The 23,984-nt window shown below is 69.1% G+C and carries 23 protein-coding genes; 11 read left to right on the forward strand and 12 right to left on the reverse strand.

The features are described 5' to 3' along the window. The first annotated feature begins 83 nt into the window (after positions 1–83). Together SK854_RS15640 and SK854_RS15645 are read left to right on the forward strand one after the other, a co-directional pair. Positions 84–2,336, forward strand: coding sequence for a helicase-associated domain-containing protein (locus SK854_RS15640; protein ID WP_319975821.1), 2,253 nt, complete (start codon positions 84–86; stop codon positions 2,334–2,336). A gap of 121 nt (positions 2,337–2,457) precedes the next feature. Next, on the forward strand, positions 2,458–3,201 hold the full coding sequence (locus SK854_RS15645; protein ID WP_319975822.1) for a hypothetical protein: 744 nt from the start codon (positions 2,458–2,460) through the stop codon (positions 3,199–3,201). Between the two features lie 138 nt (positions 3,202–3,339). Here SK854_RS15645 and SK854_RS15650 read toward each other — a convergent pair whose 3' ends face one another. The 4 genes from SK854_RS15650 to SK854_RS15665 form a co-directional block, all read right to left on the reverse strand. Continuing rightward, positions 3,340–3,945 (reverse strand): GTP-binding protein, encoded by a 606-nt coding sequence (locus SK854_RS15650; RefSeq protein ID WP_093605474.1) that lies wholly within the window; start codon positions 3,943–3,945, stop codon positions 3,340–3,342. Continuing rightward, positions 3,926–4,525, reverse strand: a complete 600-nt coding sequence (locus tag SK854_RS15655) for a DUF742 domain-containing protein (RefSeq protein ID WP_319975823.1) — start codon at positions 4,523–4,525, stop codon at positions 3,926–3,928. The genes SK854_RS15650 and SK854_RS15655 overlap by 20 nt, the downstream gene beginning before the upstream one ends. Before the next feature lie 201 nt (positions 4,526–4,726). Then, on the reverse strand, positions 4,727–5,146 hold the full coding sequence (locus tag SK854_RS15660; protein WP_030470879.1) for a roadblock/LC7 domain-containing protein: 420 nt from the start codon (positions 5,144–5,146) through the stop codon (positions 4,727–4,729). Beyond that, positions 5,143–8,463 carry a sensor histidine kinase gene (locus SK854_RS15665; protein ID WP_319975824.1) on the reverse strand — a complete coding sequence of 1,107 codons (3,321 nt, stop codon included), beginning with the start codon at positions 8,461–8,463 and terminating at the stop codon, positions 5,143–5,145. Before SK854_RS15665 ends, SK854_RS15660 begins: the two co-directional genes overlap by 4 nt. A 484-nt stretch (positions 8,464–8,947) precedes the next feature. Here SK854_RS15665 and SK854_RS15670 point away from each other — a divergent pair, with 484 nt between their 5' ends. Next, the gene (locus SK854_RS15670; RefSeq protein ID WP_319975825.1) at positions 8,948–9,925 is read left to right on the forward strand and encodes an ABC transporter substrate-binding protein; all 978 of its coding nucleotides are present in this window, start codon (positions 8,948–8,950) and stop codon (positions 9,923–9,925) included. A 58-nt stretch (positions 9,926–9,983) separates the two neighbouring features. Here SK854_RS15670 and SK854_RS15675 read toward each other — a convergent pair whose 3' ends face one another. The 5 genes from SK854_RS15675 to SK854_RS15695 form a co-directional block, all read right to left on the reverse strand. After that, the gene (locus tag SK854_RS15675) at positions 9,984–10,832 is read right to left on the reverse strand and encodes an LppU/SCO3897 family protein (protein ID WP_319975826.1); all 849 of its coding nucleotides are present in this window, start codon (positions 10,830–10,832) and stop codon (positions 9,984–9,986) included. 83 nt (positions 10,833–10,915) lie between these two features. Continuing rightward, positions 10,916–11,473 carry an LppU/SCO3897 family protein gene (locus tag SK854_RS15680; protein ID WP_319975827.1) on the reverse strand — a complete coding sequence of 186 codons (558 nt, stop codon included), beginning with the start codon at positions 11,471–11,473 and terminating at the stop codon, positions 10,916–10,918. 125 nt (positions 11,474–11,598) lie between these two features. Continuing rightward, positions 11,599–12,108 carry an LppU/SCO3897 family protein gene (locus SK854_RS15685; protein ID WP_455032263.1) on the reverse strand — a complete coding sequence of 170 codons (510 nt, stop codon included), beginning with the start codon at positions 12,106–12,108 and terminating at the stop codon, positions 11,599–11,601. Between the two features lie 55 nt (positions 12,109–12,163). Then, complete coding sequence (locus SK854_RS15690) at positions 12,164–12,646, reverse strand: LppU/SCO3897 family protein (RefSeq protein WP_319975829.1); 483 nt, start codon at positions 12,644–12,646, stop codon at positions 12,164–12,166. 50 nt (positions 12,647–12,696) lie between these two features. Continuing rightward, positions 12,697–13,281, reverse strand: coding sequence for an LppU/SCO3897 family protein (locus tag SK854_RS15695; protein ID WP_319975830.1), 585 nt, complete (start codon positions 13,279–13,281; stop codon positions 12,697–12,699). Positions 13,282–13,390: 109 nt separating this feature from the next. Between SK854_RS15695 and SK854_RS15700 the strand changes: the two genes are divergently transcribed. Next, a complete protein-coding gene (locus SK854_RS15700; protein ID WP_319975831.1) occupies positions 13,391–15,031 on the forward strand; it encodes a DNA repair helicase XPB in 1,641 nt (546 codons plus the stop codon). Then, on the forward strand, positions 15,028–15,456 hold the full coding sequence (locus tag SK854_RS15705; protein WP_319975832.1) for a hypothetical protein: 429 nt from the start codon (positions 15,028–15,030) through the stop codon (positions 15,454–15,456). Before SK854_RS15700 ends, SK854_RS15705 begins: the two co-directional genes overlap by 4 nt. Here SK854_RS15705 and SK854_RS15710 read toward each other — a convergent pair. Both SK854_RS15710 and SK854_RS15715 read right to left on the reverse strand, forming a co-directional pair. Then, entirely contained in the window at positions 15,453–16,097 is a 645-nt protein-coding gene (locus tag SK854_RS15710) for a phosphonatase-like hydrolase (RefSeq protein ID WP_319975833.1), read from the reverse strand. The genes SK854_RS15705 and SK854_RS15710 overlap by 4 nt on opposite strands. Then, positions 16,094–16,840, reverse strand: a complete 747-nt coding sequence (locus tag SK854_RS15715; RefSeq protein WP_093605485.1) for a GntR family transcriptional regulator — start codon at positions 16,838–16,840, stop codon at positions 16,094–16,096. Before SK854_RS15715 ends, SK854_RS15710 begins: the two co-directional genes overlap by 4 nt. 96 nt (positions 16,841–16,936) lie before the next feature. On the opposite strand from SK854_RS15715, the gene SK854_RS15720 reads away from it, so the two are divergent. Genes SK854_RS15720 through phnE form a run of 4 tightly spaced genes read left to right on the forward strand, consistent with a single transcriptional unit; the run spans position 16,937 to position 20,340 of the window. Next, on the forward strand, positions 16,937–18,052 hold the full coding sequence (locus SK854_RS15720) for a TIGR03364 family FAD-dependent oxidoreductase (RefSeq protein WP_319975834.1): 1,116 nt from the start codon (positions 16,937–16,939) through the stop codon (positions 18,050–18,052). A gap of 1 nt (position 18,053) precedes the next feature. Next, on the forward strand, positions 18,054–18,941 hold the full coding sequence (locus SK854_RS15725) for a phosphate/phosphite/phosphonate ABC transporter substrate-binding protein (RefSeq protein WP_319975835.1): 888 nt from the start codon (positions 18,054–18,056) through the stop codon (positions 18,939–18,941). Then, a complete protein-coding gene (locus tag SK854_RS15730; RefSeq protein ID WP_319975836.1) occupies positions 18,941–19,558 on the forward strand; it encodes a phosphonate ABC transporter ATP-binding protein in 618 nt (205 codons plus the stop codon). The genes SK854_RS15725 and SK854_RS15730 overlap by 1 nt, the downstream gene beginning before the upstream one ends. Beyond that, positions 19,555–20,340, forward strand: coding sequence for a phosphonate ABC transporter, permease protein PhnE (gene phnE, locus SK854_RS15735; protein ID WP_319975837.1), 786 nt, complete (start codon positions 19,555–19,557; stop codon positions 20,338–20,340). The genes SK854_RS15730 and phnE overlap by 4 nt, the downstream gene beginning before the upstream one ends. Here phnE and SK854_RS15740 read toward each other — a convergent pair. Continuing rightward, complete coding sequence (locus SK854_RS15740; RefSeq protein WP_319975838.1) at positions 20,258–21,769, reverse strand: trypsin-like serine protease; 1,512 nt, start codon at positions 21,767–21,769, stop codon at positions 20,258–20,260. The two genes, phnE and SK854_RS15740, sit on opposite strands and share 83 nt — an antisense overlap. 129 nt (positions 21,770–21,898) lie before the next feature. Between SK854_RS15740 and SK854_RS15745 the strand changes: the two genes are divergently transcribed. Both SK854_RS15745 and SK854_RS15750 read left to right on the forward strand, forming a co-directional pair. Continuing rightward, positions 21,899–22,579 carry a response regulator transcription factor gene (locus SK854_RS15745; RefSeq protein ID WP_319975839.1) on the forward strand — a complete coding sequence of 227 codons (681 nt, stop codon included), beginning with the start codon at positions 21,899–21,901 and terminating at the stop codon, positions 22,577–22,579. Further along, complete coding sequence (locus SK854_RS15750; RefSeq protein WP_319975840.1) at positions 22,576–23,949, forward strand: ATP-binding protein; 1,374 nt, start codon at positions 22,576–22,578, stop codon at positions 23,947–23,949. The genes SK854_RS15745 and SK854_RS15750 overlap by 4 nt, the downstream gene beginning before the upstream one ends. The last annotated feature ends 35 nt before the right edge of the window (positions 23,950–23,984 follow it).

Below are 23,984 nucleotides of genomic sequence, written 5' to 3' on the forward strand. Positions count from 1 at the left end.
TCTCCTCCTCGGTGGTGCCAGATGACGCGACAAGTGTGACAGAGGACGACGGGATCACCAGCGGCCCATATACCGTGGTGAGAATGTCCGGCACCACTCTCGCCGACTGGCTGCGCGCCCAGGACGACGCTGCTCTCGTCGCACTGCTGCGCGCCCGTCCTGACCTGGCAACGCCCCCACCTGCCGATATGTCCGTGCTCGCGACACGGGTCGGCACCAGGGCGTCGATCGCGCGCGCCTGCGAGGACCTCGACACGTTCACGCTGGCCGTGCTCGAAGCCCTGGTCGTGCAGGGTGCGGACGCCGAGCCCGTGGCGTTGCCCACACTCGGCGAGATCCTCGGGCCGGACGTGAAGCCCAGACCGCTCAAACAGGCGGTCGGCAGACTCAGGTCCCTCGCGCTCGCGTGGGGCGACGACGACGCGCTGTCGGTCCCGCCCGTCACGCGGGAGGCGTTCGGCTCCTACCCCGGCGGCCTGGGCCGCACGACCGGGCAGACCTACGACCTCCAGGGCATCACCGAGGGCGAGCAGCGCGTCCTGCAGAAGCTCGCCGCCGGACCGCCCATCGGCGACACGAAGGACGCCTCCCGGGTCGTTCCGCTCGACAAGGCCGAGACGCCGGTGCAACGGCTGCTCGCACGCGGTCTGCTGCTGCGCCGCGACCCCGGCACCGTCGAACTGCCGCGCGAGATCGCCCTCGAACTGCGGGGCGGTCGCCCCCTCGGCCCGATCCAGGTCACCGAGCCGAAGCCGAAGATCACGACGCTCCAGCAGAGCAGCGTCGACGCCACCGGCGGCGGGGAAGCGCTGGAACTCGTCCGGCACGTCGAGAACCTGATCGCGAGCTGGTCCGCGGAGCCGGCGCCGGTGCTGCGGACGGGCGGCCTGGGCGTCCGTGAGCTGCGCAAGGTCGCCAAGGATCTCGACGTCGACGAACGCCGCGCGGCCCTGCTGATCGAACTCGTCGTCGGTGCGGACATGGCCGCGAACACCGAGGCCTCCGAGCCGGAGTGGATGCCGACGACCAAGGCCGACGTCTGGCTCGCGGCGACCACCGAGGTCCGCTGGGCCACGATCGCGCACGCCTGGCTGGAGCTGCCGCGGCTGCCCGCGCTGGTCGGCCGCCGTGACGAGAAGGACAAGCTCTTCAACCCGCTCGCGGACGAGATCCGCCGCGCCCAGGCCCCGCGCGACCGCCGGTGGGTCCTGGAGGCGCTCGGCGCATTCCCCAAGGGCACCTCGATCTCGAACCCCACCGAACTGGCCGCACTGCTCGCCTGGCGGGCACCGCGCCGGGGCGGACGCCAGCGCGACGAGCTGGTGCGCTGGACCGTCGAGGAGGGCACCGCGGTCGGCGTGCTCGCCCTCGGCTCGATCACCAGCGCGGGCCGCGTGCTGCTCGAGGAGGGTCCCGGCCACGCCGCCAAGGCGCTCGGCGACGCCCTGCCCGCGCCGCTCGACCACGTGCTGGTGCAGGCCGACCTCACCGTCGTCGCCCCCGGCCGCCTCGAACCCGAACTCGCCGACGAGCTGGCACTGGTCGCGAACGTCGAGTCCGCCGGCAGCGCCACGGTCTACCGGATCAGCGAGGCCACCGTCCGCCGCGCGCTCGACTCCGGCCGCACCGCGGACGAGCTGCAGGAACTCTTCAAGACCCGCTCGCGCACACCCGTCCCGCAGTCGCTGAGCTACCTGATCGACGACGCCGCGCGCCGCCACGGCAGGCTGCGCGGCGGGGCGGCGGGCTCGTTCCTGCGCTGCGACGACTCGGTGCTGATCAGCGAGGTCCTCGCGCACCCGGAGGCCGGACGGCTGGAGCTGCGCCGGATCGCGCCGACCGTGCTCGTCAGCCCGTTGCCGCTGGCGGACGTGCTGGACGGGCTGCGCTCGGCAGGGTTCGCCCCGGCCGCGGAAGGCCCGGACGGCCAGGTCCTCGACCTGCGGCCGGGTGGCCGCAGGACCACTCCGAGGCAGCGCACCGCCCGCAAACCGGTGTCACCCGCCGTGCCCGCCGACGAGCGGTTGGGTGAACTCGTCCGGCTGGTCCGGGCCGGTGATCGCGCCGCCGCGACACCACGGGGTGAACGCGTCGCCGTTCCCGGCCACCTCGGCGCCGGCCCGTCGGCGACCCTGTCGCTGCTCCAGCAGGCCGCACGGGCACGTCGCAGGGTGCTCGTCGGGTTCGTCGACTCCCACGGCACGGCCGCACAGCGCGTGATCGAGCCGCACGTCGTCGGGGGTGGCGTGCTGGAGGGCTACGACCACAGCTACGGAGAGGTGCTGAGGTTCCCTCTTCATCGCGTCACGTCCGCCGCATTGGTGGACGAGGACTGACGGTCGGTCATCCCCCGGTAGGAGAACCGGATCACCCTTGCGTGGCTGGTGCGCGACCTAGCGTCGGTTGACGTGGACGTTCCCGAGAACGTCCGCATCGACCCGAGGAGGTCCTGCGCACATGGCCAGCTCCCGGTGGGCTTTGAGAGCCGCCGCCACCGTCACGACCCTGGCGTTCGCCCTGCCGTTCTCGACGGGCACCGCGAACGCCGACCCGATCCTCGTCCTGTTGCAGGACAACCACGTCAACGCGACGGTGGGGGTGAGCGGCAACGTCGACATGCTCGACGTCGCCGCCGGGGCCCACGTCGCGCTCGACACCGGTCCCGGCATCAGCGTGATGACCAACGGTGGCATTCAGGTCGCTCTTGGGCTCGCGGCCCAGGTCGACGCGGGCGTCAGCGCCGGCGTCGACGTCGGTGCCGCACTGGAAACGGACCTCGACGTCGATCTCGACGCGGCGGTGGACGCGGACGTGGACGCCGCGGCGGTAGCAGACGCTGAAGTCGCTGCCGACGTGAGCGCCACGGACGATCGCGCGCCCATCGCCGTTGTCGAGACCGCTGCCGCACCGGTCGAACCGACCGTCGAACCCGTACCCGCCGCACCCGCCGAAGTCACCGAGGCGGCTGTGAGCGCGGACGCGGTCGTGGACGCGGACATCGATGCCGACGTCGACGCGGACATCGGAATCGGCATCGGGTCACACGGGCCCTACGACCACCATCACCACCACCACGGTCTGCTGGGCGATCTGCTGCACATCGGAATCGGCGCCGGTGCGGGCGCGGACGCCGACGTGGACCTCGGCAGCGGCGATGTCTCCGTGGACGCCTTCATCGGCGTCGGCCTGACCATCGGCTGACAGCGACCCACGGCGAAAGGACGACCGCTTGGACCCACCTCGGACGAACTGATCCAGACCGCAACGACGAGGCGAGCGCCGCACCCGAAGGTGGCGCTCGCCTCGTTCATGTTTGCAGTTGTCCCCAGCGGGAGGAGATCAGCCCGCGCGGACGGACATCCACTGGCGCATGGCGTGCTCGACCAGCGTGATGAGCGTCTGCTTGGTCGACTGCCGGTTGCGCGCGTCGCACGTCACGATCGGCACCGACTCGTCGATCGTCAGCGCTTCACGCACGTCCTCCAGCCTGTGGTGCAGAAGGCCGTCGAAGCAGTTGACGCCGACGACGTACGGCAGCTGCCGGTCGTCGAAGAAGTCGATCGAGGCGAACGCGTCGGCCAGGCGGCGGGTGTCGACCAGCACGATGGCGCCGATGGCACCGCGTACGAGGTCGTCCCACATGAACCAGAACCGGTGCTGACCCGGTGTACCGAAGAGGTACAGGATCAGGTCGCTGTCGAGCGACACGCGGCCGAAGTCCATCGCGACGGTCGTGGTGACCTTGTTGGGCGTGGCGGAGAGGTCGTCCACCCCCGCGCTGGCCTCGGTCATCACCGCCTCGGTGGTCAACGGGACGATCTCGGACACCGAGCCGACGAACGTCGTTTTGCCCACACCGAAGCCACCCGCCACCACGATCTTGGCAGACGTCGTCGGCTTCCGTGCGCCCTCGGCGCCCTGGGGACTAGAGCTTGCGAAGCCCACTGAGCACCCTCTCCAGGAATTCCATGGAAGGCCGGTCCCCCACGACCAGACCGCCCTGGTGAATCAAAACCAAACCCATGCTTGCCATGTCGCCGATCAGCACCCGCACGACGCCAAGAGGCAAGCGTAGGAGTGCCGCGACCTCGGCCACCGACCGCGTGTCCACACACAACCCGCAGATCGACCTGTGCTCGGGAAGAACTGCGGCATCCCGTTCGAGGCCTTTTTCGCTGGTCGAAATCAGCGCCTCGATAGCAAGGTCGTAATCAGGTCGTGTGCGTCCACCGGTGCGTGTGTAAGGCCGCACCAGTGAACCCGAGTCCGCCGAAGCATTCTCCTCCGGGCGCAGTTGAGGCTGCGCACCGGTGCTGTACGCCGGTTGCCCGCCGGTGCTGTACACCGGATGCGAACCGGTTGTGTACGGCAGTTGCTCCGGTACGGCATCCGGCATCTCGTGCTGGCCGAAGAGGTCCGCCCCTGGGCCACCGAACAGTCCGGAGCCGTACCCGTCTATGTCGAATCGGTTCGGCACGTCGTCGTACGGGTACGACGACGAGTCGTCCACCTCACGCTGAGACATATCGCCTAGCCCTTGCCCTGTAACCCGCTCATCGTGGGGTGCGTCCTCGGCTTCCTCTTGTTCCTGGGGTATCGCGTCAGGCTCTTCGAACTGGAACCCACCAGAAGCCCACTCCTGGTAGTTGAAGTTCCTACCGAAGCCCCGGCCTCTAGCGCCAGATCTACCAGCCATTGGTTCTCACCCCTGAACTTCAGATGAGGTCTAGCGACGGACCACGCCCTGAAGCTGCGCGCGCAGCTCAGGGGTGAGTTGTTGACCGACTCTCTCCACCAACAGCGTCATCTCGTAGGCCACGAGGCCGATGTCGCAGTTGGGTGCCGCCAGGACGGCAAGGCAAGAACCGTCACTGATCGACATGAGGAACAGGTAACCCCGCTCCATCTCGACGACCGTCTGGTTCACCCCGCCTGCCTCGAAGCAGCGGGCAGCACCCTGGGTGAGGCTGACCAGTCCGGACGCGACCGCGGAGAGCTGCTCTGCACGGTCCCGGGGCAAGCCCTGGGACCCCGCGAGCAACAGCCCGTCCGCGGACACCACAACGGAATGTGCCACGCCGGGCACCCTCCGCACGAAGTCGGTGATAAGCCAACCAAAGCTGCCTGGCTGCGCTGCGGTCGTCACTCCTGCTCCTCGTTCTGCCGGCTCGATTGGTCACCAGCGTATGCCTCGATCAATGCGTGCCGGCCTCGCTTGACACCACTCTGCAGGCTCGACATCCGTCCGCGCACCGCGTCAGCGGTGCGGGGCGGCAGCGGCGGGCGCTGCGCTGTCGACGACAGGGACTGCGGCTTGGGTGCAGCAGATCCTGGCACGAGCTGAGCCTTGGGTGTCCGTTTCGGCAGTCCTGCCGTGGTCTTCGTCTCCGGCGTCTTGTTCAACAACGCCTGAGCCGCGTGCCATCCCTCATCGGCCGGCGATTGCCAGGCCGACTCGGAAGTAGCTGCCGCCGCTGGAGTCTCCTCCACAACGGGCTCGGGTTCCACAACTCGCTCCTGCTCGGCGGGTGCGGGTACTTCCTCGGCCACCGGCTGGACCTTCGAGCGCGGCGTGCGCACCGGAAGACCAGCGGCCGACGTGGTGGTGGGTGCCACCGCCGGTACAGGCTTGCGGGATCGGGTCGGCAGCTCCGGTTCGGGCCCGTCCGAGAGCGGCGGGACCGTCGGCGGCTCGTCGATGTACTCGACCGACCCCTTGTCGGTCCCGCCGAGCCTCGACTCGACGTGGCCGTTGGTGTCCGCCGGTGCGTCGCCCTCAGCGGCCGCACGGACCGGCTGGGCCGCCGAAGCGGACGTCTCGCTGCCCACGGCCTGGAACCACTGCGACAGGACCGCCTCGTAGATCGGCAGGCGTTCCGTCGGGGCGTCCAGGTCGTGCTCGATCTGCTTGCGCGAGGCTCCCGAGGTCCCGTTGCGGTGTGCCATCCCCAGATCGAGGAGGCCCTCGCCGGCCGAGTCGCGCGACACGCCGTTGGACGGCGAACGCTCGTCGTCGATCGGCGAGATCGGCACGAACTGCGTGGTCTCGTAGCCGGGCTCGAAGGAGATCTCGCCGGCTTCCTCGTTGCGGTCCTCGTAGGCCGTGAAGAGCGTCGGCTCGCCGAACGAACCCTCGGGCTCCACCGCGGCCAACTGGTCACGACGCCACCGCTCGGACGGCGTCACGTCCTCGATCGGCGGGTCGCTGTAGACGGGGACCGCCGTCGCGCCCGCACCGGTGTCGGTGAGGGGGCTCGAGACGAAGCTGACCGGGATGCTCGGGCTCGACTCGTCGATCCGCGGCGTGACACCGGTCGCACCGCCGAAGGCACCGGCGATGCCGCTGGCCCTGTTCGCGGTGGTGCCGATCTCCGTCGTGTGCTCGGCGGGGGTCGGAGCCGGCGCGAGCGCGGGCTGCGACATGCCGAACGCGGAGGCCAGCGAACCGGAGCCCGACGGCGGGGTCGAGATCGGTGCCTGGCCGGGGATCGCGATGAGCGTCTCCGGCACGATCACCAGTGCCGTCGTGCCGCCTTCGATGTCCTCGTTGCCGCGCAGGCGGACCTTGATGTCGTGGCGCTTGGCGAGCCGCGCGACCACGTACAGGCCCATTCGGCGGGAGACGGCGACGTCGACGTCCGGCGGGTCCGCCAGCCGGTCGTTGGCGTCGATGATCTCCTGGTCGCCCATGCCCACGCCGCGGTCCTGGATCTCGATCGCCAGCTCGCCCTTGCGGGTCTTGGCCGTGCGAACGGTGACCTTGGTGACCGGGTCGGAGAACGCCGTGGCGTTGTCCAGCAGCTCGGCGATGAGGTGCACGAGGTCGTTGACCGCGCGGCCCTGGACCGTGAGGTCCGGGGTCTGGCCGACCTGCACGCGGGCGTACTGCTCGACCTCGGAGACCGCGGCGCCGAGAACCTCGGCGGCCGGGACGGGCCGGGTCAGGCGCCGCGAGAGGTCCGTACCCGAGAGGACCAGCAGGTTCTCCGAGTTGCGGCGCATGCGGGTCGCGAGGTGGTCCAGCTCGAACAGCGAGGCCAGCTGGTCCGGGTCCTGCTCGTCCTGCTCCAGCCGGTCGATCAGGTTCAGCTGGCGTTCCACCAGGGCCTGCGACCTGCGGGACAGGTTGACGAACATCGCGTTGACGTTGTCACGCAGGAGGGCCTGCTGGGCGGCCAGTCGCACCGCTTCACCGTGCACCGCGTCGAACGCACGCGCCACTTGGCCGATCTCTTCCCGCGTGTGCACCGGCACCGGTTCGACGGCGCTCTTCGCGGCGTCCTCCGGGTTCGGGTCCGCGAGGATCCGCTCGACCGCGTCCGGAAGACCGTGGTCGGCGACGTCGAGGGCCGTGCGGCGCAGCGTGCGCAGCGGGTTGAGGATCGAACGGGCGACGAACAGAGCCATCAGCAACGCGAGCGCGAGGATCGCGAGCACGATGCCGGACTCGACGTACGCCCTGGTGCGGGTGTCGCCGGCCAGCTCGTCGGTCTTGTTCTGCAGCTGCTCGACCAGCAGGTTCTCGACGTCACGCGTCAGGTTGACCGTCAGCGTGGCGGCGATGTCCCACTTCTCGGGCGTGACCTGCGTGAAGTCCTTCGCGCCCGTCTGCTGGTTGATCGCCGATTCCTGCATGTCGTTCGCGTTGTCGACGATCAGGCCGGTGACGGTGTCGTCGTAGATCTTGGCCTGGTCGGGCGTCGCGGACTTGCGGAAGTCGTTGCGGGCCGCTTCGAGCTCGGCGTCCGCTGCCTGCAGGGACCGCAGCTGGGACGGCGTGAACGCCTTGCGCTGGAAGACGTCGAGGAGGATCGCCCGCTTGAGCGACTCCTGCTCCTTGATGCGCGCGATGGCGTTCGTGGTCAGGTGCAGTCGCACCAGTTCCGGGTCGTTGATCTCGGAAATCGTCTGCTCACCGAGGGCGAGGAGCGTCTCGATCGACTCCGAGTAGGTGCGCTGGACGGCCTCGGCGGGGTACTGCGTGTCCCGCACCGAGTTGCGGAGGCTGTTCAGGCGGTCGAGCTGCTTCGACGCGACCTCGAAGCGCTCGACGGCCGTCGAGTTCAGGTCGGAGCTGAGCTCGGCGATCCGGTTGCTGAACGCCTCGCTGGTGTCGTTCACGCGGCGCAGCTGGCGCTCCAGGACGACCCTGTCGACCTTCTTGTTCGACGCGACGTAGCTGACCGACAGGTCGCGTTCGCGCTGCAGCTGCTGCACCAGGTCCGCGACCGCGGTCTCGAGGCGGATCTGGTTCGCGAGGTTGTTGAACTCCGTCGCGGCCTGGAGGTCGCTGCGCACACGCAGACCACCCAGGGCGAGGGCACAGACGGTCGGGATGAGCAGCACGGCGAGCAGCTTCGTGCGCAGCCGCCAGTTGCGCAGGCGCCATCCCGCGGATCGGTTAGATCCTGAACCGGGTGCGGCACCGACTTCGTGCGTCACCGAGTCCGGTGTCACGTTCATCGGTCCGTTACCCAGCGCAGCCAGTCCGTCACCCGATTCGGGCCTTTCGGAGCGTGTGGTGTCACCCACGCCAAACTGGCTGGGACCTCTCTCACGTCGGGCCACTCTGGGCTTCCTCTTCCAGCAGCAGTGTCCCGGTCTCTCCCCAGGACCGAGCATGGACTCGTCAAACGGGCCGAATTGCAGCACAGAGGTTGTTCGCCCGGTGAGGCGCCCTACCCCGTCTGAAGACACGTAGGTCTACTACGACCAGTGCCACCCGAGCCGGAAGGGTAATGGTCACCCCCTACTCGGGGGAAGTCTCCAGAAGCACTCACCGTATCGAGATGGGGTGTCGTTTCATACGTTCAGGTGGTTAACATCCCCGGTTGTCGGCATGCCTCACCTCCGTCCGAACGCCCAGTTGGGGCTGCGGAGTACCAGGTTTGTAACGACACTCACTGATCAAATCGATGCTACTCAAGACCTACCGGCAAGAGGTGCCATGGCTACCCGAGCCAAAGCTCTGCGGCTTGCCGCAGTGCTCATCACGTGTGCTCTGACCGCGAGCTGCGGCCTGTTCGGAAGTTCGTCGAACGGCGGCAACGCGGACGTTGAGCGCAACGTCATCCGCATCGGCGTGCTGCCGGTCGTCGACGTCGCCCCGTTGCGGATCGCGCTGACCGAAAAGCTCTTCGAGAAGGCCGGTCTGCAGGTCAACCTGGTCCCTCAGCCCAGCGAGGCAGAGGCCATCAAGCAGCTGGACACCACGCTCGACCTCACATGGGCGACGCACGTCAGCCTCTTCCGCTCGGTCGCCGAGGGCACCGAACTGCAGTTGCAGGGTGAGGCCTACCAGGCTGGTCCGAACTCGATGGCGCTGGTCACGTCCGCGACGTCGGACTACGACGACCCCGGCAAGAAGGTGGCTCCGACCATCGCGGTGAACAGCGAGACCGACATCGGCGCGCTGACCACGCGTGCCGTGCTGGACACCGCCGCGGTCGAGAAGCAGAAGATCAAGTTCAAGCCGATGGCGTTCGCGGACATGGAGGCCGCGCTCGTGGCCGGACAGGTCGACGCGGCGTTCATGATCGAGCCCTTCATCACGAAGGCGCAACGCAAGATCGGCGCGAAGATCCTCACCGACACCGCCCGCGGCCCGACACTGGACTTCCCGATGTCCGGGTACGCGTCGTCGAAGAAGTTCGCCGAGGCGAACCCGAAGACGATGAAGGTGTTCCGGGACGTGCTGCGCGAGGCGCAGCAGCGCGCGCAGGCCAACAAGCTGGGCGTGCAGGACTCGCTGACCAGCTACGCCGACGTCGACCAGCCGACCGCGGCACTCGTGTCCGTGGGCACGTTCCCGCTGTCGCTGAACCCGATCCGGCTCCAGCGCGTCGCCGACATGATGGACACCGAGGACGTGCTGTCCGGGCGTCTGGACGTGCAGCAGCTTTTGCCGCCTGGCACGACGAATTAGTTGCTTTCGAGCATGAGAATTGGCGGGCCGATCATCGGCCCGCCAATTTCTCGTTCGATCACTGTCCGCCGAGCGCGGTCACGCAGTACGTGATGCCCGGTGAAGGCTCGGTGTACGAGATCGCCGTGGCCTCACCGCAGTCCGCGGTGGCCGCCTTGACGACCTTCTCGATCTTCAGGACCTTCTGGACGGCGAACTCGTTGTTGCCCTTCGAGCAATCAACGACCTTCATGCCCTCCATGTTCATCTTGACGAGCTCTTCCTCGTAGCACTTGCCCTCTTCGAGCTTCTCCACGAGGCAGAGCTTCAGCGACGAGCTGCGCCGGCCGGACTCGGTGTACTCGGCGTAGTCGTCGCTCGGGCACGCCTCGGTCGTCGACTTCATGGCCTTGGCGATGAAGTAGTTCGCCTCGGGCGAGCCGCAGTCGACCTTCTTGTACTTCGGGCTGAAGGTCGTGCCGGTGACGTTCGCGCAGTCGCCCGCCTTGGCCGACGGCTCGGTGATCGCGCTCAGGCCGCCGCCGATCAGGACCTTCACCAGGATGCCGACGCCGACGAGCACGACGATGGTGATGATCGAACCGATGACCTTGCCGGCGCCGCTCTTCTTGGGCGGCGGTCCGTAGGGCATCGGCTGCCCCATGGGCTGACCGGGCATCTGGCCGGGAGGCGGGCCGTACGGGTTCTGCTGCTGGGCGTACGGGTCGCCGGGCTGCCCCTGGTAGGGCTGCTGGGCGTACGGGTCACCGGGCTGACCGGGCTGACCCGGCTGGCCGGGGTAGCCCTGGCCGGGCGGCGGGCCGTAGGGGTTCGGCTGTCCTGGCTGCTGGCCGTACGGCTGCTGCGGCTGCCCACCGGGAGGCGGCCCGTAGGGCCCTGGCTGCTGGGGGTAGTTGGGGTCGGTCACTGGATTCCTCTCGGATGGGTCACGCGAAAGACAGCGAAACCGGAGCCGTGGGACACGACTCCGGTTTCACGAGTGCGACGCTGTTACGCGGGAGCACCGACGCAGTAGTTCAGCTTGACCTCGGGGTACGGCAGCGCCTGTTCCCCTTCGGCGCACTGCGGCGCGGCGGCTTCCTTGACGACCTTGGTCACCTTCATGGCGCCGGCGCCGGAGCACTCGACGGCCTTGAGGCCGATCCCACCGGCGTTCTCGCCGTAGCACTTGCCCTCAGCGAGAAGCGGCGCGAGGCACAGCTTCGTCTTCGGGCCGCGGCGCTGCGTCTGCGTGTACTCGTCGTAGCCGTCTCCGCACACATCGCTCGTGCCACCGGCCTTGGCGACCGTGTAGTTCGCCTCGGTGGCACCGCAGTCGACCTGCTTGTACTCGGGCTTGGTCGACGTGCCGGTGATGGCGGCGCAGTCCCCGACCTTGGCCTGGGCGACGTCGCTGCTGAAGTAGTTGAACGCGTAGAACGCGCCACCGACGACGATCAGGCCGACGATGTAGGTCAGGATCCGCTTGCCGATGCTCGACTTCTTCGGCGCGGGCTCCTGCGTGGGCTCCGGCGCGGGCGCGGGCGAAGCGGATTCAGTCGTGCTCATGCGGTTCTCTCATTTCCGAATTACCCCAGACGGCCCATGCCCCCCGACACAGCCGGAGCAGAGAGTGCCACGCGGCGCACGAAACCGCTGCGGCTTTACGGAAACGTTACGACTGCTTGGATCGGTTACTGGTCCGCGGCGCAGTAGGTCAGCTTCACCTCGGGGTAGCTGTACCTCTGCTCGCCGGCCGCGCACGACGGCCCCGGTCCGTCCCGGCCGATCTTCGTGACCTTGAACGAGTCCGCTCCGCACTCCACCGGCGTGAGCTCCATGTGGGAGGACGCTGCCGGATAACAGGCGCCTTCCTCCCACAGGGGAACGAGGCAGATCCTGACGGCCGGGTCCTGCGCCCGCCTGGTGATCATGTCCGCGTAGGCGTTCGCGCAGCTCTTCGACTTGGCGACGGACTCGGTGACCACGTAGTTCGCGCTCGACGACGTGCAGCTCACGGTGTCGAGGTCCGGTTCGTTCGAGTAGCCGGTGACGTTCGCGCACTCACCGGTCCCCGGCGCCGTGATCGGGGCTAGGAACTCCGTCATGCCGTAGATGGCGACCGCCGCGGCGACCAGGGTGAGGCCGTAGGTCAGCACTCGCGTCCCGAGGCTCTTCCTGGGCGCGGGCGGCTCGTCGATCATCACGCCGCGCAGCGTTCCACGTGGACGGTGGGACGTGGTGCGGTTTGCCGGAAGATCACTGCTTCTGGTCGCCGCGCTCCAGGCAGAAGGTGATGGCGGGCTCCGGGAAGACCGCCGCGCGCGAGTCCCCGCAGGCCGCGCGGTCGGCCTTGCCGCTGACCACCTTGGCGACCTTCACCGAGTCCTTGGTCGCGCAGTCGACCTTCGCGATGCCGGTGTCGGAGTTCTGGCCGTAGCAGGCGCCCTCGACGAAGTTCGGCATCAGGCACAGCGTGGCGTCGCCCGTGTACGTCGAGTAGTCCATGCCGCCGGACGGGCAGGTCTTCTCGTTCCAGTCGAGGATCTTGGCGATCTTGACGTTCGCCTGCTCCGAACCGCAGTCGAGCGCCTGGTACTTCGGGTTGTCGAGCGCGCCGGAGATCCGCGCGCAGTCACCGGGCTGAGCCGCCTTGGCCACGTCGCCGAGCTGGTTCATGACGAACCCGCCGAGCAGGACGAGCGCGATGACAACGGCGATACCCAGGCCGACCTTCTTCATGGCCTGGGTATCGGCGTCAGACGGGGTTCAACTCAACCGAGTTCACCCGATCAGGATCCTTCGTGGACACCCATGCAGTAGACCGAGGCCGGTTCGGTGAACCGCAGCTCGCTCGACCCCTCCGGGCAGACCGAGCCCTCCTCGGGCAGGCCGTCGACCTTCTTCACGATCTTCACGGGCGAGTCCGTGGTGCAGGCTTCCTTCTTGAAGGCGCCGTCGTCGCTCGACGTGTAGCAGTTGCCCTCGGCGAGGTTCGGCATCAGGCACATCGACTTGCCGTCGGACTGCATCTGCTCGTAGATGCCCTCGGCCGGGCACTGGTCCTCGGCGTTCTTCAGCATCGAGGCGACCCGGTGGGTGGCGTCCGCGTCGCCACAGCTCTTCGACGAGATGTTCCAGTCGCCGTCGGGCTTGTCCACGTCCTTGGGCGAAGCGCTCACGCAGTCACCGACGCCGGTGCTGTTGAGCGAGGTCAGCGCCCACACACCGCCGCCGACCAGCACGATCGCCAGCACGCCGACGATGACGAACTTCAGCCAGTTGTTGTTCTTGGGCGACTCGTCGGTCTCGGACTCCTCCGGAACCGGGGTCACCACGGCCGGCGGCTCGACGGGATCAGTCGACTCGGTGCTCATGCGCGAGAACGTACGACACCGGGTGTTGGCTGCGTGTGTCGCCTCACACTTGTTGTCGCCAGTTGACGCTGGTCGAACGCATTTGGCGTCGTCAGGGAGACTTGTCGGCGTGACCGATGGCCCTTTGATCGTCCAGTCGGACAAAACGCTGCTGCTCGAGGTCGACCACCCGCTCGCGAACGACGCGCGCACGTCCATCGCGCCGTTCGCCGAGCTGGAGCGGGCTCCCGAGCACGTGCACACGTACCGAGTGACGCCGCTGGCGTTGTGGAACGCACGGGCGGCAGGGCACGACGCCGAGCAGGTGGTGGACGCGCTGGTGCGGTTCAGCCGCTATCCGGTGCCGCAGCCGCTGCTGGTGGACGTGGTCGACACGATGAGCCGCTTCGGGCGGCTGGTGCTCGCCAACAACCCCGCGCACGGGCTGGTGCTGCACTCCAACGACCGCGCGGTGCTCGAAGAGGTGCTCCGCAACAAGAAGATCGCGCCGATGTTCGGGGCCCGCATCGACGACGACACCGTCATCGTGCACCCGAGCGAGCGCGGCCGGCTCAAGCAGCTGCTGCTCAAGGTCGGCTGGCCGGCCGAGGACCACGCCGGGTACGTCGACGGCGAGGCGCACGCGATCGAGTTGGAGGAGACCGACTGGAAGCTGCGCGACTACCAGCGGCTGGCCGCGCAGGCGTTCTGGGCGGGCGGCTCGGGCGTCGTCGTGCTGCCGTGCGGCGCGGGCAAGACGCTGGTCGGCGCGGCGGCGATGGCCGAGGCCCAGGCGACCACGCTGATCCTGGTCACGAACACCGTGGCGGGACGGCAGTGGAAGCGGGAGCTGATCGCGCGCACCTCGCTGACCGAGGAGGAGATCGGCGAGTACTCCGGTGAGCGCAAGGAGATCCGGCCGGTCACGATCGCGACCTACCAGGTGATCACCCGCAAGTCGAAGGGCGAGTACAAGCACCTGGAGCTGTTCGACTCGCGCGACTGGGGCCTGATCGTCTACGACGAGGTCCACCTGCTGCCCGCGCCGGTCTTCCGGATGACCGCCGACCTGCAGTCGCGCCGCCGTCTCGGGCTGACCGCGACCCTGGTCCGCGAGGACGGCCAGGAGGGCGACGTCTTCTCGTTGATCGGGCCGAAGCGGTACGACGTGCCGTGGCGCGACATCGAGGCGCAGGGCTGGATCGCGCCCGCTGAGTGCACCGAGGTCCGGGTGACGCTGACGGACAACGAGCGGCTGCAGTACGCGACGGCCGAGCCGGAGGAGCGCTACAAGCTCTGTTCGACGGCCAGGACGAAGATCCCGGTGGTCAAACGGGTGCTGGAGCGGCATCCCGGCGAGCCGACCCTGGTGATCGGTGCTTATCTGGACCAGCTGGACGAGCTGGGCGAGGAGCTGGGGGCGCCGGTGATCAAGGGATCGACGAAGAACAAGGAACGCGAGCAGCTGTTCGACCAGTTCCGTCGCGGCGAGCTCCAGACGCTGGTGGTGTCGAAGGTCGCGAACTTCTCGATCGACCTGCCGGAGGCGTCCGTCGCCATCCAGGTGTCCGGCACGTTCGGGTCGCGGCAGGAGGAGGCCCAGCGCCTCGGCCGGATCCTGCGGCCCAAGGGCGACGGGCGGCAGGCGCACTTCTACTCGGTCGTCTCGCGCGACACGCTAGACACCGACTACGCGGCGCACCGGCAGCGGTTCCTGGCGGAACAGGGGTACGCGTACAAGATCGTCGACGCGGACGACCTGGTCGGATGACGTTCTGGTGGATGTGGGACCCGGCAGGGACCGTGCCCGTGCGGCGGTTCCGGTCGGAGGAGTCGCTCGCGAAGTCGGCGCCGGACACGCAGGCCGTCCGGTCCGCCGACTTCACCTGCCCGGCGCAGCGGCGCCGTGCCACGGCCGTGCGTTCCGACTTCCTCCGGGTGACCGGCGATCCGATGCAGGTCGCGTTGGTCGAGCAACGGCTGTGGACGCTGCTCGTGGCGTTGCGCCGGGCTCAGCCTCTTCGTGACGCGCTGGCGACCGCCGTGCCCAGGGCGGGGCGGGCGGCGCTGGTCGCGGAGCCGTCGCGCGAACTGGCCGAGTTCGATCGGCGCTTCGACCAGTTCGCGGACGCGTTGCGGGTGCTGGTCACCGACCCGACGCCGGAGCAGCTGCGCCACACCGCCGCTTTGGACTAAGCCAGCAGGGCCGGGATGCCGGCGACGCTGCCCAGCAGGTGCGTGTGCCGGACGGTGCCGAGTTCCTCCACCGTCTGGCTGCCGCTGAGCACGCCGACGACGAAGCCCGCGCCGGCGTTCACGCCCGCCTGCAGGTCTCTGGTGGTGTCTCCGGCCGCCAGCACGCGGCGGACGTCCCGGACGCCGGTCAGCTCCATCGCCTTGAAGATCATGTACGGCGCGGGGCGGCCCGCGGACACGTCGTCCACGCACACCACCGCGTCCAGCACGCCCTCGCGCCAGCCCAGGACGTCGAGCAGGCCGTCCACGACCGGCCGGTCGAAGCCGGTGGTCAGCGCTACCTTGACACCGTTGGATCGCAGGTGCGCCAACGCTTCCGGGACGCCCGGGATCGGCGTCGGCGGCGTTTCGGCGTAGTACTTCGCGAGCCGCTCGTGGAAGTCGGCGAACTCGGCGTCCACTTCGGAGCGTCCGAGCATCGACGAGATCGCCTCGTACTTGTCGGCGCCCATCCACCTGCCGACGTCGTCCGCGCTGCCACCGGCCGCGATCACGGTGTCCGCCAGGGCTTTGTAGACGAGTCCGTGCTCCTCCACGGTGGTGCCGGCCATGTCCAGCACCACGAGGTCGACGGGGTTCACGAGGCCCTCCAGTCCCGCAGCAGCGCCGGGTGCGCCTGCTGGGAGTTCTCGATCGAAAAGCTGACCATGTCGGGGCGGTAGCGGTCGTCGGAGTACTCGACCGGCCGTCCGTCCATTCCGGACGCTCGCCGCCGTTCCCGCAGAAGTGGTGCTCCCACCGCGACTTCCAGCAGTTCGCTGTCGGTCTCGTCGGCCGCGACAGCGTCGATCTGGTGCCGTGCGACGGTCATGTCGACGCCGTGCGCCCCCAGGTGCGCGTAGAGCGACCCGCTGTCGCAGTCGAAGTCGAACAGCAGGCGCCCCACCGGTTCCACGAACGTCGTGCGCTCCAGCATCGTCGGGCGGCCGTCGATCAGCCGCTGCCTGAGCAGCTGCACGACCGGGGTGCCCTCGTCGAGCTGCAGGGCGTCGGCGATGTCGGCGTCGGCAGGGCGGCGCGCGATCTCCAGGGTCCGTTGTCCCGGAACGTGTCCGAGGCCGGCGGCCCAGCTGGAGAACGACAGGAACGTCTCGAACGGTTGCGACAGCGTGTGCCTGCGCACCACCGCGGGCTTGCCGCGGCCACCGCCGATCATGCCTTCGGCCCTGAGCGACGTGAGCGCCTGCCGGACCGGCGCGCGCGAGGCGTTCCACTGCGCGCACAGCTGCGATTCGGACGGCACCGGGTCGCCGACGGCGAGTTCACCCGAGCCGATGCGGCGGCGCAGGTCGGCCGCGATGCGCTCGTGCAGTGGCATCTCCATGCGTCGAACGATACATGTCATAACAAGTCTGAACTCCAAGTGAACACATCAGCACAGCCATTGATTCTGCTTGTGGAGCCACCCATCGTTCTTGTCATGACAAGTGTGGACCTGGTGGTCGTCGGCGCGGGGATCGTCGGGCTCGCGCACGCCTGGCACGCGGTGCGGCGGGGTCTTTCCGTCGCCGTGGTCGAGCGGGACGAGCACGCGGCCGGGGCTTCCGTGCGCAACTTCGGGCACGGCTGCTTCACCGCTCAGGACGGGGTGGCGTTCGAGTACGCGATGGCCGCGCGCGAGGAGTGGCTGACGCTTGCCCGGGAAGCCGGGTTCTGGCTGCGCGAGTCCGGCACGCTCGTCGTGGCCCGCGCGGAGGACGAACTCGAGGCGTTGCGCGAGTTCGCCGAGATCCGTGACGTTGAGTTGTTGAACAATCCGACGACGGGATCGTTCAACGATCCAAGCGTTGGATTGTTGAACAATCCTTCGACCCTCGGCGCCGCTCTGCTCCCCCTCGACATCCGCGTCAACCCGCGCGAAGCCGTCCACGCGATCGCCGCGCTGCTGGCCGAGCGCGGTGTCGCGTTCCACTGGTCGACCAACGTGCTCACCGTCGAGCCGGGCCTGGTCCGCACCTCTCGCGGCGAGCTCCACTGCCGCGCGGCGGTCGTCGCGGTCGGCCACGACGTCGACAGGTTCTTCCCCGATCTCGCCGAGGAGCGCGAGATCCAGCGCTGCCAGCTGCGCATGCTGCGCGTCGCGCACGGCGGCGTGATCGACCCGGCCGTGCTGACCGGGTTCTCGATGCTGCGCTATGAGGCGTTCGCGCGGTGCCCGAGCACCGAGAAGGTCCGCGAGCGCCTCACGAACGACCACCCCGAGCTGGTCGAGGCGGGGCTGAACCTGATGTTCACCCAGCTCCCCGACGGCTCGCTCACGATCGGCGACACCCACCACTACAGCCGCACGGTCGACCCGTACCGGCCGGAGGACCTGGACGACCTGGTCCTCACCGAGACGGCCCGGCTGCTCGGCGTTCCCAGCCTGCGCGTGCTCGAACGCTGGCGCGGCGTCTACGCGTCGGCCCCAGAACCCTTCCTGACCGCGACGCCCGTTCCCCTCACCAGGGCCGTCTCGGTCACCTCCGGCATCGGCATGACCACCGCGCTCGGCCTCGCCCCGGCCGTGCTCGACGACCTCCTCCAGGAGATGTGAGATGAGAGCCTTCAGCGTCGTCCTCGCCGCGGCACTGCTGCTGACAACAGCCTGCGGCACCACGAACTCCGCTTCCAGCGGCGGTGACTGCCCGAACGGCAAGGTGCGCTTCGGCGTCGAGCCGTACGAGGACCCGGAGAAGCTCAAACCCGCCTACGAGGTGCTCGCGAAGGCGCTGGCCTCCAAGCTCGGTTGCGAGGTCGAGCTGCAGGTCGTCGACGACTACGCGGCCGAGGTGCTGGCGATGCGCAACGACAAGCTGGAGATCGCCCAGTTCGGCCCGCTCGGCTACGTCTTCGCGGCGCAGAAGGCCGGGGCGGAGCCGATGGTGTCGTTCGCGGACGGCTCCGGGAAGCTCACCAGCTACACCGCCGGGATCTGGGTCGCGAAGGACTCGCCCGCGCAGAAGATCGAGGACCTGGCCGGGAAGTCGCTCGCGCTGAGCAGCGTCGGGTCGGCGTCCGGTGACGCGCTTCCCCGCTACGGCCTCAAGAAGCACGACGTCGGCGACGTGAAGCTCGACTACGCGGGTGGTCACCCCGAGGCGATGCTGTCGCTGATCAACGGCAAGGTCGACGCCGCCGAGATCAACAGCCAGACGCTCGCCACGGCGCGGTCCGCCGGCACGTTCGACGAGTCGAAGTTCCGGCAGGTCTGGAAGTCCGAGCCGATCCCGAACGACCCGATCACCGTGCGCGGCGACCTCGACCCGGCGTTCAAGGACAAGGTGCGCAAGGCGTTGCTGGAGCTGGAGACCGCGGACGTCGAGAAGGTCGGCGCGTTCCTCGACGTCACCCCGCCCGGCCCGCTCGTCCAGGTCGGCAACGACACGTACAAGGTGCTCTTCGACCTCGCGGCCACGCTGGGGCTCAAGGAAGAGGACGTCTGATGCTCGCCATCCGCGGCCTGCGCAAGTCGTTCGGCGGACGGGTCGTGCTGGACGGGTTCGACCTCTCCGTCGAACCCGGTGAGTTCGTGGCGCTGCTCGGGCCGAACGGCTCGGGCAAGTCCACGGCGCTGCGGTGCGTGGTCGGGCTGGAGACCCCGGACGGCGGGTCGATCGACGTCGGCGGGAACGCCGCGATGGTGTTCCAGAAGATCCACCTGGTCGGTCGTCGCACCGCGCTGGACAACGTCTGCTCCGGCGCTCTCGGCCGGCTTCCGTTGCGCCGCTCGTTGTACTTCTCAACCGAGGTCCGGGAGGAAGCCGTGCGGTGCCTGGACAGGGTCGGGCTCGCGGACCGCGCGCTGGACCGGTGCGCGCGGCTTTCCGGTGGCCAGCAACAACGTGTGGCGATCGCGCGGGCGTTGTGCCAGCGCGCCAACGTGATCCTCGCCGACGAACCGGTGTCGGCGCTCGACCCGCAGGCCGCCGTGCAGGTGATGGAACTGCTGGCGGACCTCGCTGCCGAAGGTCTGGCGGTGGTCGCCGTGCTGCACCAGCCCGAGCTCGCCCGGACGTACGCGCACCGGATCGTGGACATGCAATCGGTGGTGGCGGCATGACGATCGCAGTCCCGAAACGCCGCCGGCCTTCCGCCACGGCGTGGGTCGTCGTGGCGGTCGCCGTTGTCGTGCACGTACTTGCCTGGCAGGCCACGGAGTTCTCCCCCGCCGCGCTGATCGCGGGCTGGGACGGCATGGCGGACTTCCTCACCGAGTCGTTGCCGCCGGACTTCTCGGTGCTCGGGAAGTCCCTGGAAGCAGCGGTGATCACGCTCTACATCGGACTGCTCGGCACCACGTTCTCGATCCCGTTCGCGCTGGCACTGGCACTTCTGGCTTCCCGCGCGACGACTTCGGCGGTGTGGGCACAGCAGGCGGCCCGCGCGGTGCTGTCGTTCCTGCGCTCGGTGCCGGACGTGGTGTTCGCGCTGATCTTCGTGACGGCGGTCGGGCTCGGGCCGTTCGCGGGCGTGTTGGCGCTGGTGTTCCACAACACCGGCGTGATGGGCAAGCTCTGGGCGGAGGCGATGGACGAGAGCGACCGCGGGCCGCGCGACGCGTTGAAGGTGACCGGCGCGTCCGGTCCCCAGATCGCGCTGCACGCGGTGCTCCCGACCGTGATGCCTTCCCTGGCGGGACTTCTGCTCTACCGGCTGGACGTGAACGTGCGGTCGTCGCTCGTGCTCGGCCTGGTCGGCGCGGGCGGGATCGGCTTCCTGATCAACCAGTCGATCAAGCTGTTCCGGTTCGACGAGATGGTCACGCACATCCTCGTGGTGCTGCTTCTGGTCGTTGTGGTCGACCAGGCTTCTGGTCTCGTGCGCAAGCGGCTAGGTGCTTGACCTGCTGGCCGTAGCGGGCGCCCTGGTGCACCGTCACCGTGCCGTCCGCTGCGACCTCGCAGGGGTTGTTGGCCGTGCACTGCTCACCGCTGTCGTTGCCGGTGCTGTGCACGCCGACGACCGTGACGCCGTCCTTGAGCACGATCGGTGAGCCCGAACCGCCGTGCGACGGCGTGCACTCCGGGTTGTAGCGGTAGGCGTTGTCCTGCGTGTAGCCCTCTTCGCGCAGGTGCGGGACGACGGCTTCGATCGTGCAGCTGAAGCGCTTGCCGTTGCCCGACGAGATGACGTCGACGCGTTCTCCCGGCCTGGCGGACCTGTCCGAGAGCTGGAAGATCTTCACGCCCTTGGCCTTGAGCTGCGCGTACGTCTGGTCGAGCTCGAAGAGCGCCGTGTCGGTGCCGGTCATGGTCGCCGAGACGAGACGTCTCGTCTCGGCTTTGGCCTGCTGGTAGCCCTGGCGGTCGCCGATGGTCACCGGGAGCTTGAGCGCGACGTCCTTCAGGGTCTCGCCGGGCGCGGGGCGGTCCGGCAGGCAGTGGCCGTTGGTGAGCAGAAGCGCCTGGTCACCGGGCTTGCTGTGATCGGTCCTGACCACGGACGCCGAGCAGACTCCTCCCAGCGACGCGGCGCCTTCGAGGTTCGGCACCGGGGTGTCCGGCGGAGTGACCTCGCCGGTGACGACGTCGTTGATCCAGCCGGTGAAGTAGTGGATGTCGGTGTACATGACCGGGCGGTCGTCGCCGCCGGAGCCGCTCACGACGCCGGCGATGACCCAGCGGTCGCCGTCGCGGATCAGCGCCGGGCCGCCGGAGTCCATGTTCGTGGCCGCGACGCTGCCGTCCAGTGCCCCGATGCACAGCTCGCGTTCAGCGTGAATGCCGTCGCAGGCCGCGGTCGGCTGGATCACGGTGTCCGCCTCGCGCAGCTTCCGCGGGTAGCACTCGGGCGCGCGCCGGTCGCACGTCATGCCCCAGCCGAGGATCCGCGCCGTCGTGCCTTCCGCGGGTCGTGCGCCCGGCAACGCGACGGGCTTCGTCTTCGCGGGCTTCTTCAGCTTCAGCAGGCCGATGTCGCCGTCGTGGACGGGGAACTCCGACTGGGTGATGAACCGCTCGACGGCGATCACCTCGCCGCCGCTGCCCGCGTCCGTCGTGCCGAGCCGGACCGTCCAGTCCCGCGGCCTGCCGACCGTGGCGCCACTGGGGTTGTTCTTGGTGCAGTGGCCCGCCGTGACGGCCCACTGCGGCGCGACGAGCGTGACGCCGCACGTGTGGCCGTCCGCGCGCGGTGAGTCGGGCCGTTGCAGAGAGCCCGAGAACGGATGGGGCCGCGGGGCTTCGACACCGCCTCTGATCGCCAGCGCCGGGGTGACGGTGGTGATCATCGCGAGAGCGGCGAAGGTCATCGCCGGTAGCACTTTTCGCATGTCACAGAGGCTGTCGAAGCTGTGTCCGCACACGGTGATGGCTGCGCAACAACTGCGCACGGGCGGTCGTTACGCAACGATGACGTCGCAAGAACGTCCCCATGAGACCCATCGGGAAAGCTGGAGGACATGCCGCGCGTACTGCTGATCGAGGACGACGAGGCGGTCCGCGAAGGACTGTCGCTCGCCCTGACCTACCAGGGACACACCGTGGACGCGGTGCGCACGGGTGAGGAAGGCCTCGACCTGCTGGGCAGCGTCACGCCCGACGTGGTCGTGCTGGACCTGATGCTGCCGGGAGTCGACGGGTTCGAGGTGTGCCGCCGCATCCGTGCCACCGGCGACCTCCCGATCATCATGCTGACCGCGCGCAACGACGACATCGACGTCGTCGCGGGCCTGGAGGCCGGTGCCGACGACTACGTGGCCAAACCGGCCCAGGCCCGCGTGCTGGAGGCCCGCATCCGCGCCGTGCTGCGCCGGTCGACGGCCTCGGTCGCCGAGGTCGTGGCCGAGCGCTACGGAGACCTGACGATCGACCGCGAGGGCCTCGTGGTCACCCGGTTCGGCAAGCCGGTCTCGCTGGCGCCCACCGAACTGCGATTGCTGCTGGAACTCTCCTCGTCGCCGGGCCGCGTGATGTCGCGGCAGCAACTGCTGGGTTCCGTGTGGGACCAGGGCTACCTCGGCGACTCGCGGCTGGTCGACGCGTGCGTGCAGCGGCTGCGCTCGAAGATCGAGGACGACCCGGCCGCGCCCGTGTACGTCCAGACCGTGCGCGGATTCGGCTACCGCTTCGGGCCGCTGTGACGCTCCGCCTGCGACTGCTGCTCGCGTTCGCCCTGCTGACCATCGTGACCGCCGCGGCCGTCGCCGGCGCCGGTTACGTGCGGGCGCGCGACGCGATCGTGCAGCGCGCCCAGGACAACGCCGTCATCGAGACCACGAACCGCGTCGAGCAGCTCTACCCGCTGCCGTCACGGCCAGCGGACGCCGCCATCCTGGAACGCGTCGCCGCGCGCGTCTCCGGACGCGAAGGCCAGGCATTGGCTTACGGCGACGGGATTTCCGCGGGCGGCATGAACCCGTCGGTGATCACCGCCGAACTGCGTTCGCTCGTGTCGTCCGGACGCGTCGGCTGGCAACGCGTGGCGTATCAGGACGGCGTGTGGCTCGTCGTCGGCATGCAGCTGCGGGTGTCGTCCGGCGCCCCGTCGGGCATCGAGGTGTACGTGCTGCGGCCGTTCACGTCGGAGATCGCGTTCGTCGACGAACTGGCGCGCAACGCGTGGCTGATCGGCGGCGCCGTGCTGATTCTGGCTCTGGGCCTGGGTTTCCTGGCGGCCCGCGGTGTGCTGCGCCCCGTCCGCGAACTGCAGCTGGCGGCCTGGCAACTCGGACAGGGAGACCTGTCCGCTCGGGTGCCGGTGCGCGGGCGCGACGAACTGGCGTCCGTCGCGTCGACGTTCAACAGCACGGCCTCCTCGCTGGAGCACCACGTCGGCGAGCTGCGACGGATGGAGGCGGACGCACGGCGGTTCGTGGCGGACGTGTCGCACGAACTGCGCACCCCGCTGGCCGCGATGACGGCCGTGACCGACGTGCTGGACGCCGAGACCGCCGCCTTGCCCGGTGTCGCGGGCCAGGCGGCGAGGCTGGTGAACCGGGAGACGCTGAACCTGACCCGGCTGGTGAACGACCTGATCGAGGTGACCCGTTTCGACTCGGGCACGGCTGCTCTGGCGCTGGACGACGTCGACGTGGCCGAGGTGGTGCGAACGTGCCTGCGGATGCGCGGCTTCGAGATCTCCGCGACCTTGCCGGACGGGGTGCGGGCGCGGCTGGACCCGCGGCGACTGGACGTGATCGTGGCGAACCTGGTCGGCAACGCGCTGCGGCACGGCGCCGCCCCGGTGTCTCTGGTGCTGTCGGTGTCGGGATCCTCGCTGGTGATCGAGGTCGCCGACTCCGGGGACGGCCTGCCCGCGGAGGTACTGCCGCACGTGTTCGCGCGGTTCTACAAGGCCGACTCGTCTCGCGGGCGGTCGGAGGGATCCGGGCTGGGGCTGGCGATCGCGTGGGAGAACGCGCGGCTGCACGGGGGCACGCTGGTGGCGGCGAACCGGCCGGGTGGCGGGGCGTTGTTCACGCTGCGCCTGCCGCTTGGTGGTGAGTCGTGAGGCCGAAAACTGTCGGTGCCGGCTGGGAGAATGGA

The sequence above is a fragment of the Lentzea sokolovensis genome (assembly GCF_033949975.1).
In the GTDB taxonomy this organism is placed as follows: Bacteria; Actinomycetota; Actinomycetes; order Mycobacteriales; family Pseudonocardiaceae; genus Lentzea; species Lentzea sokolovensis.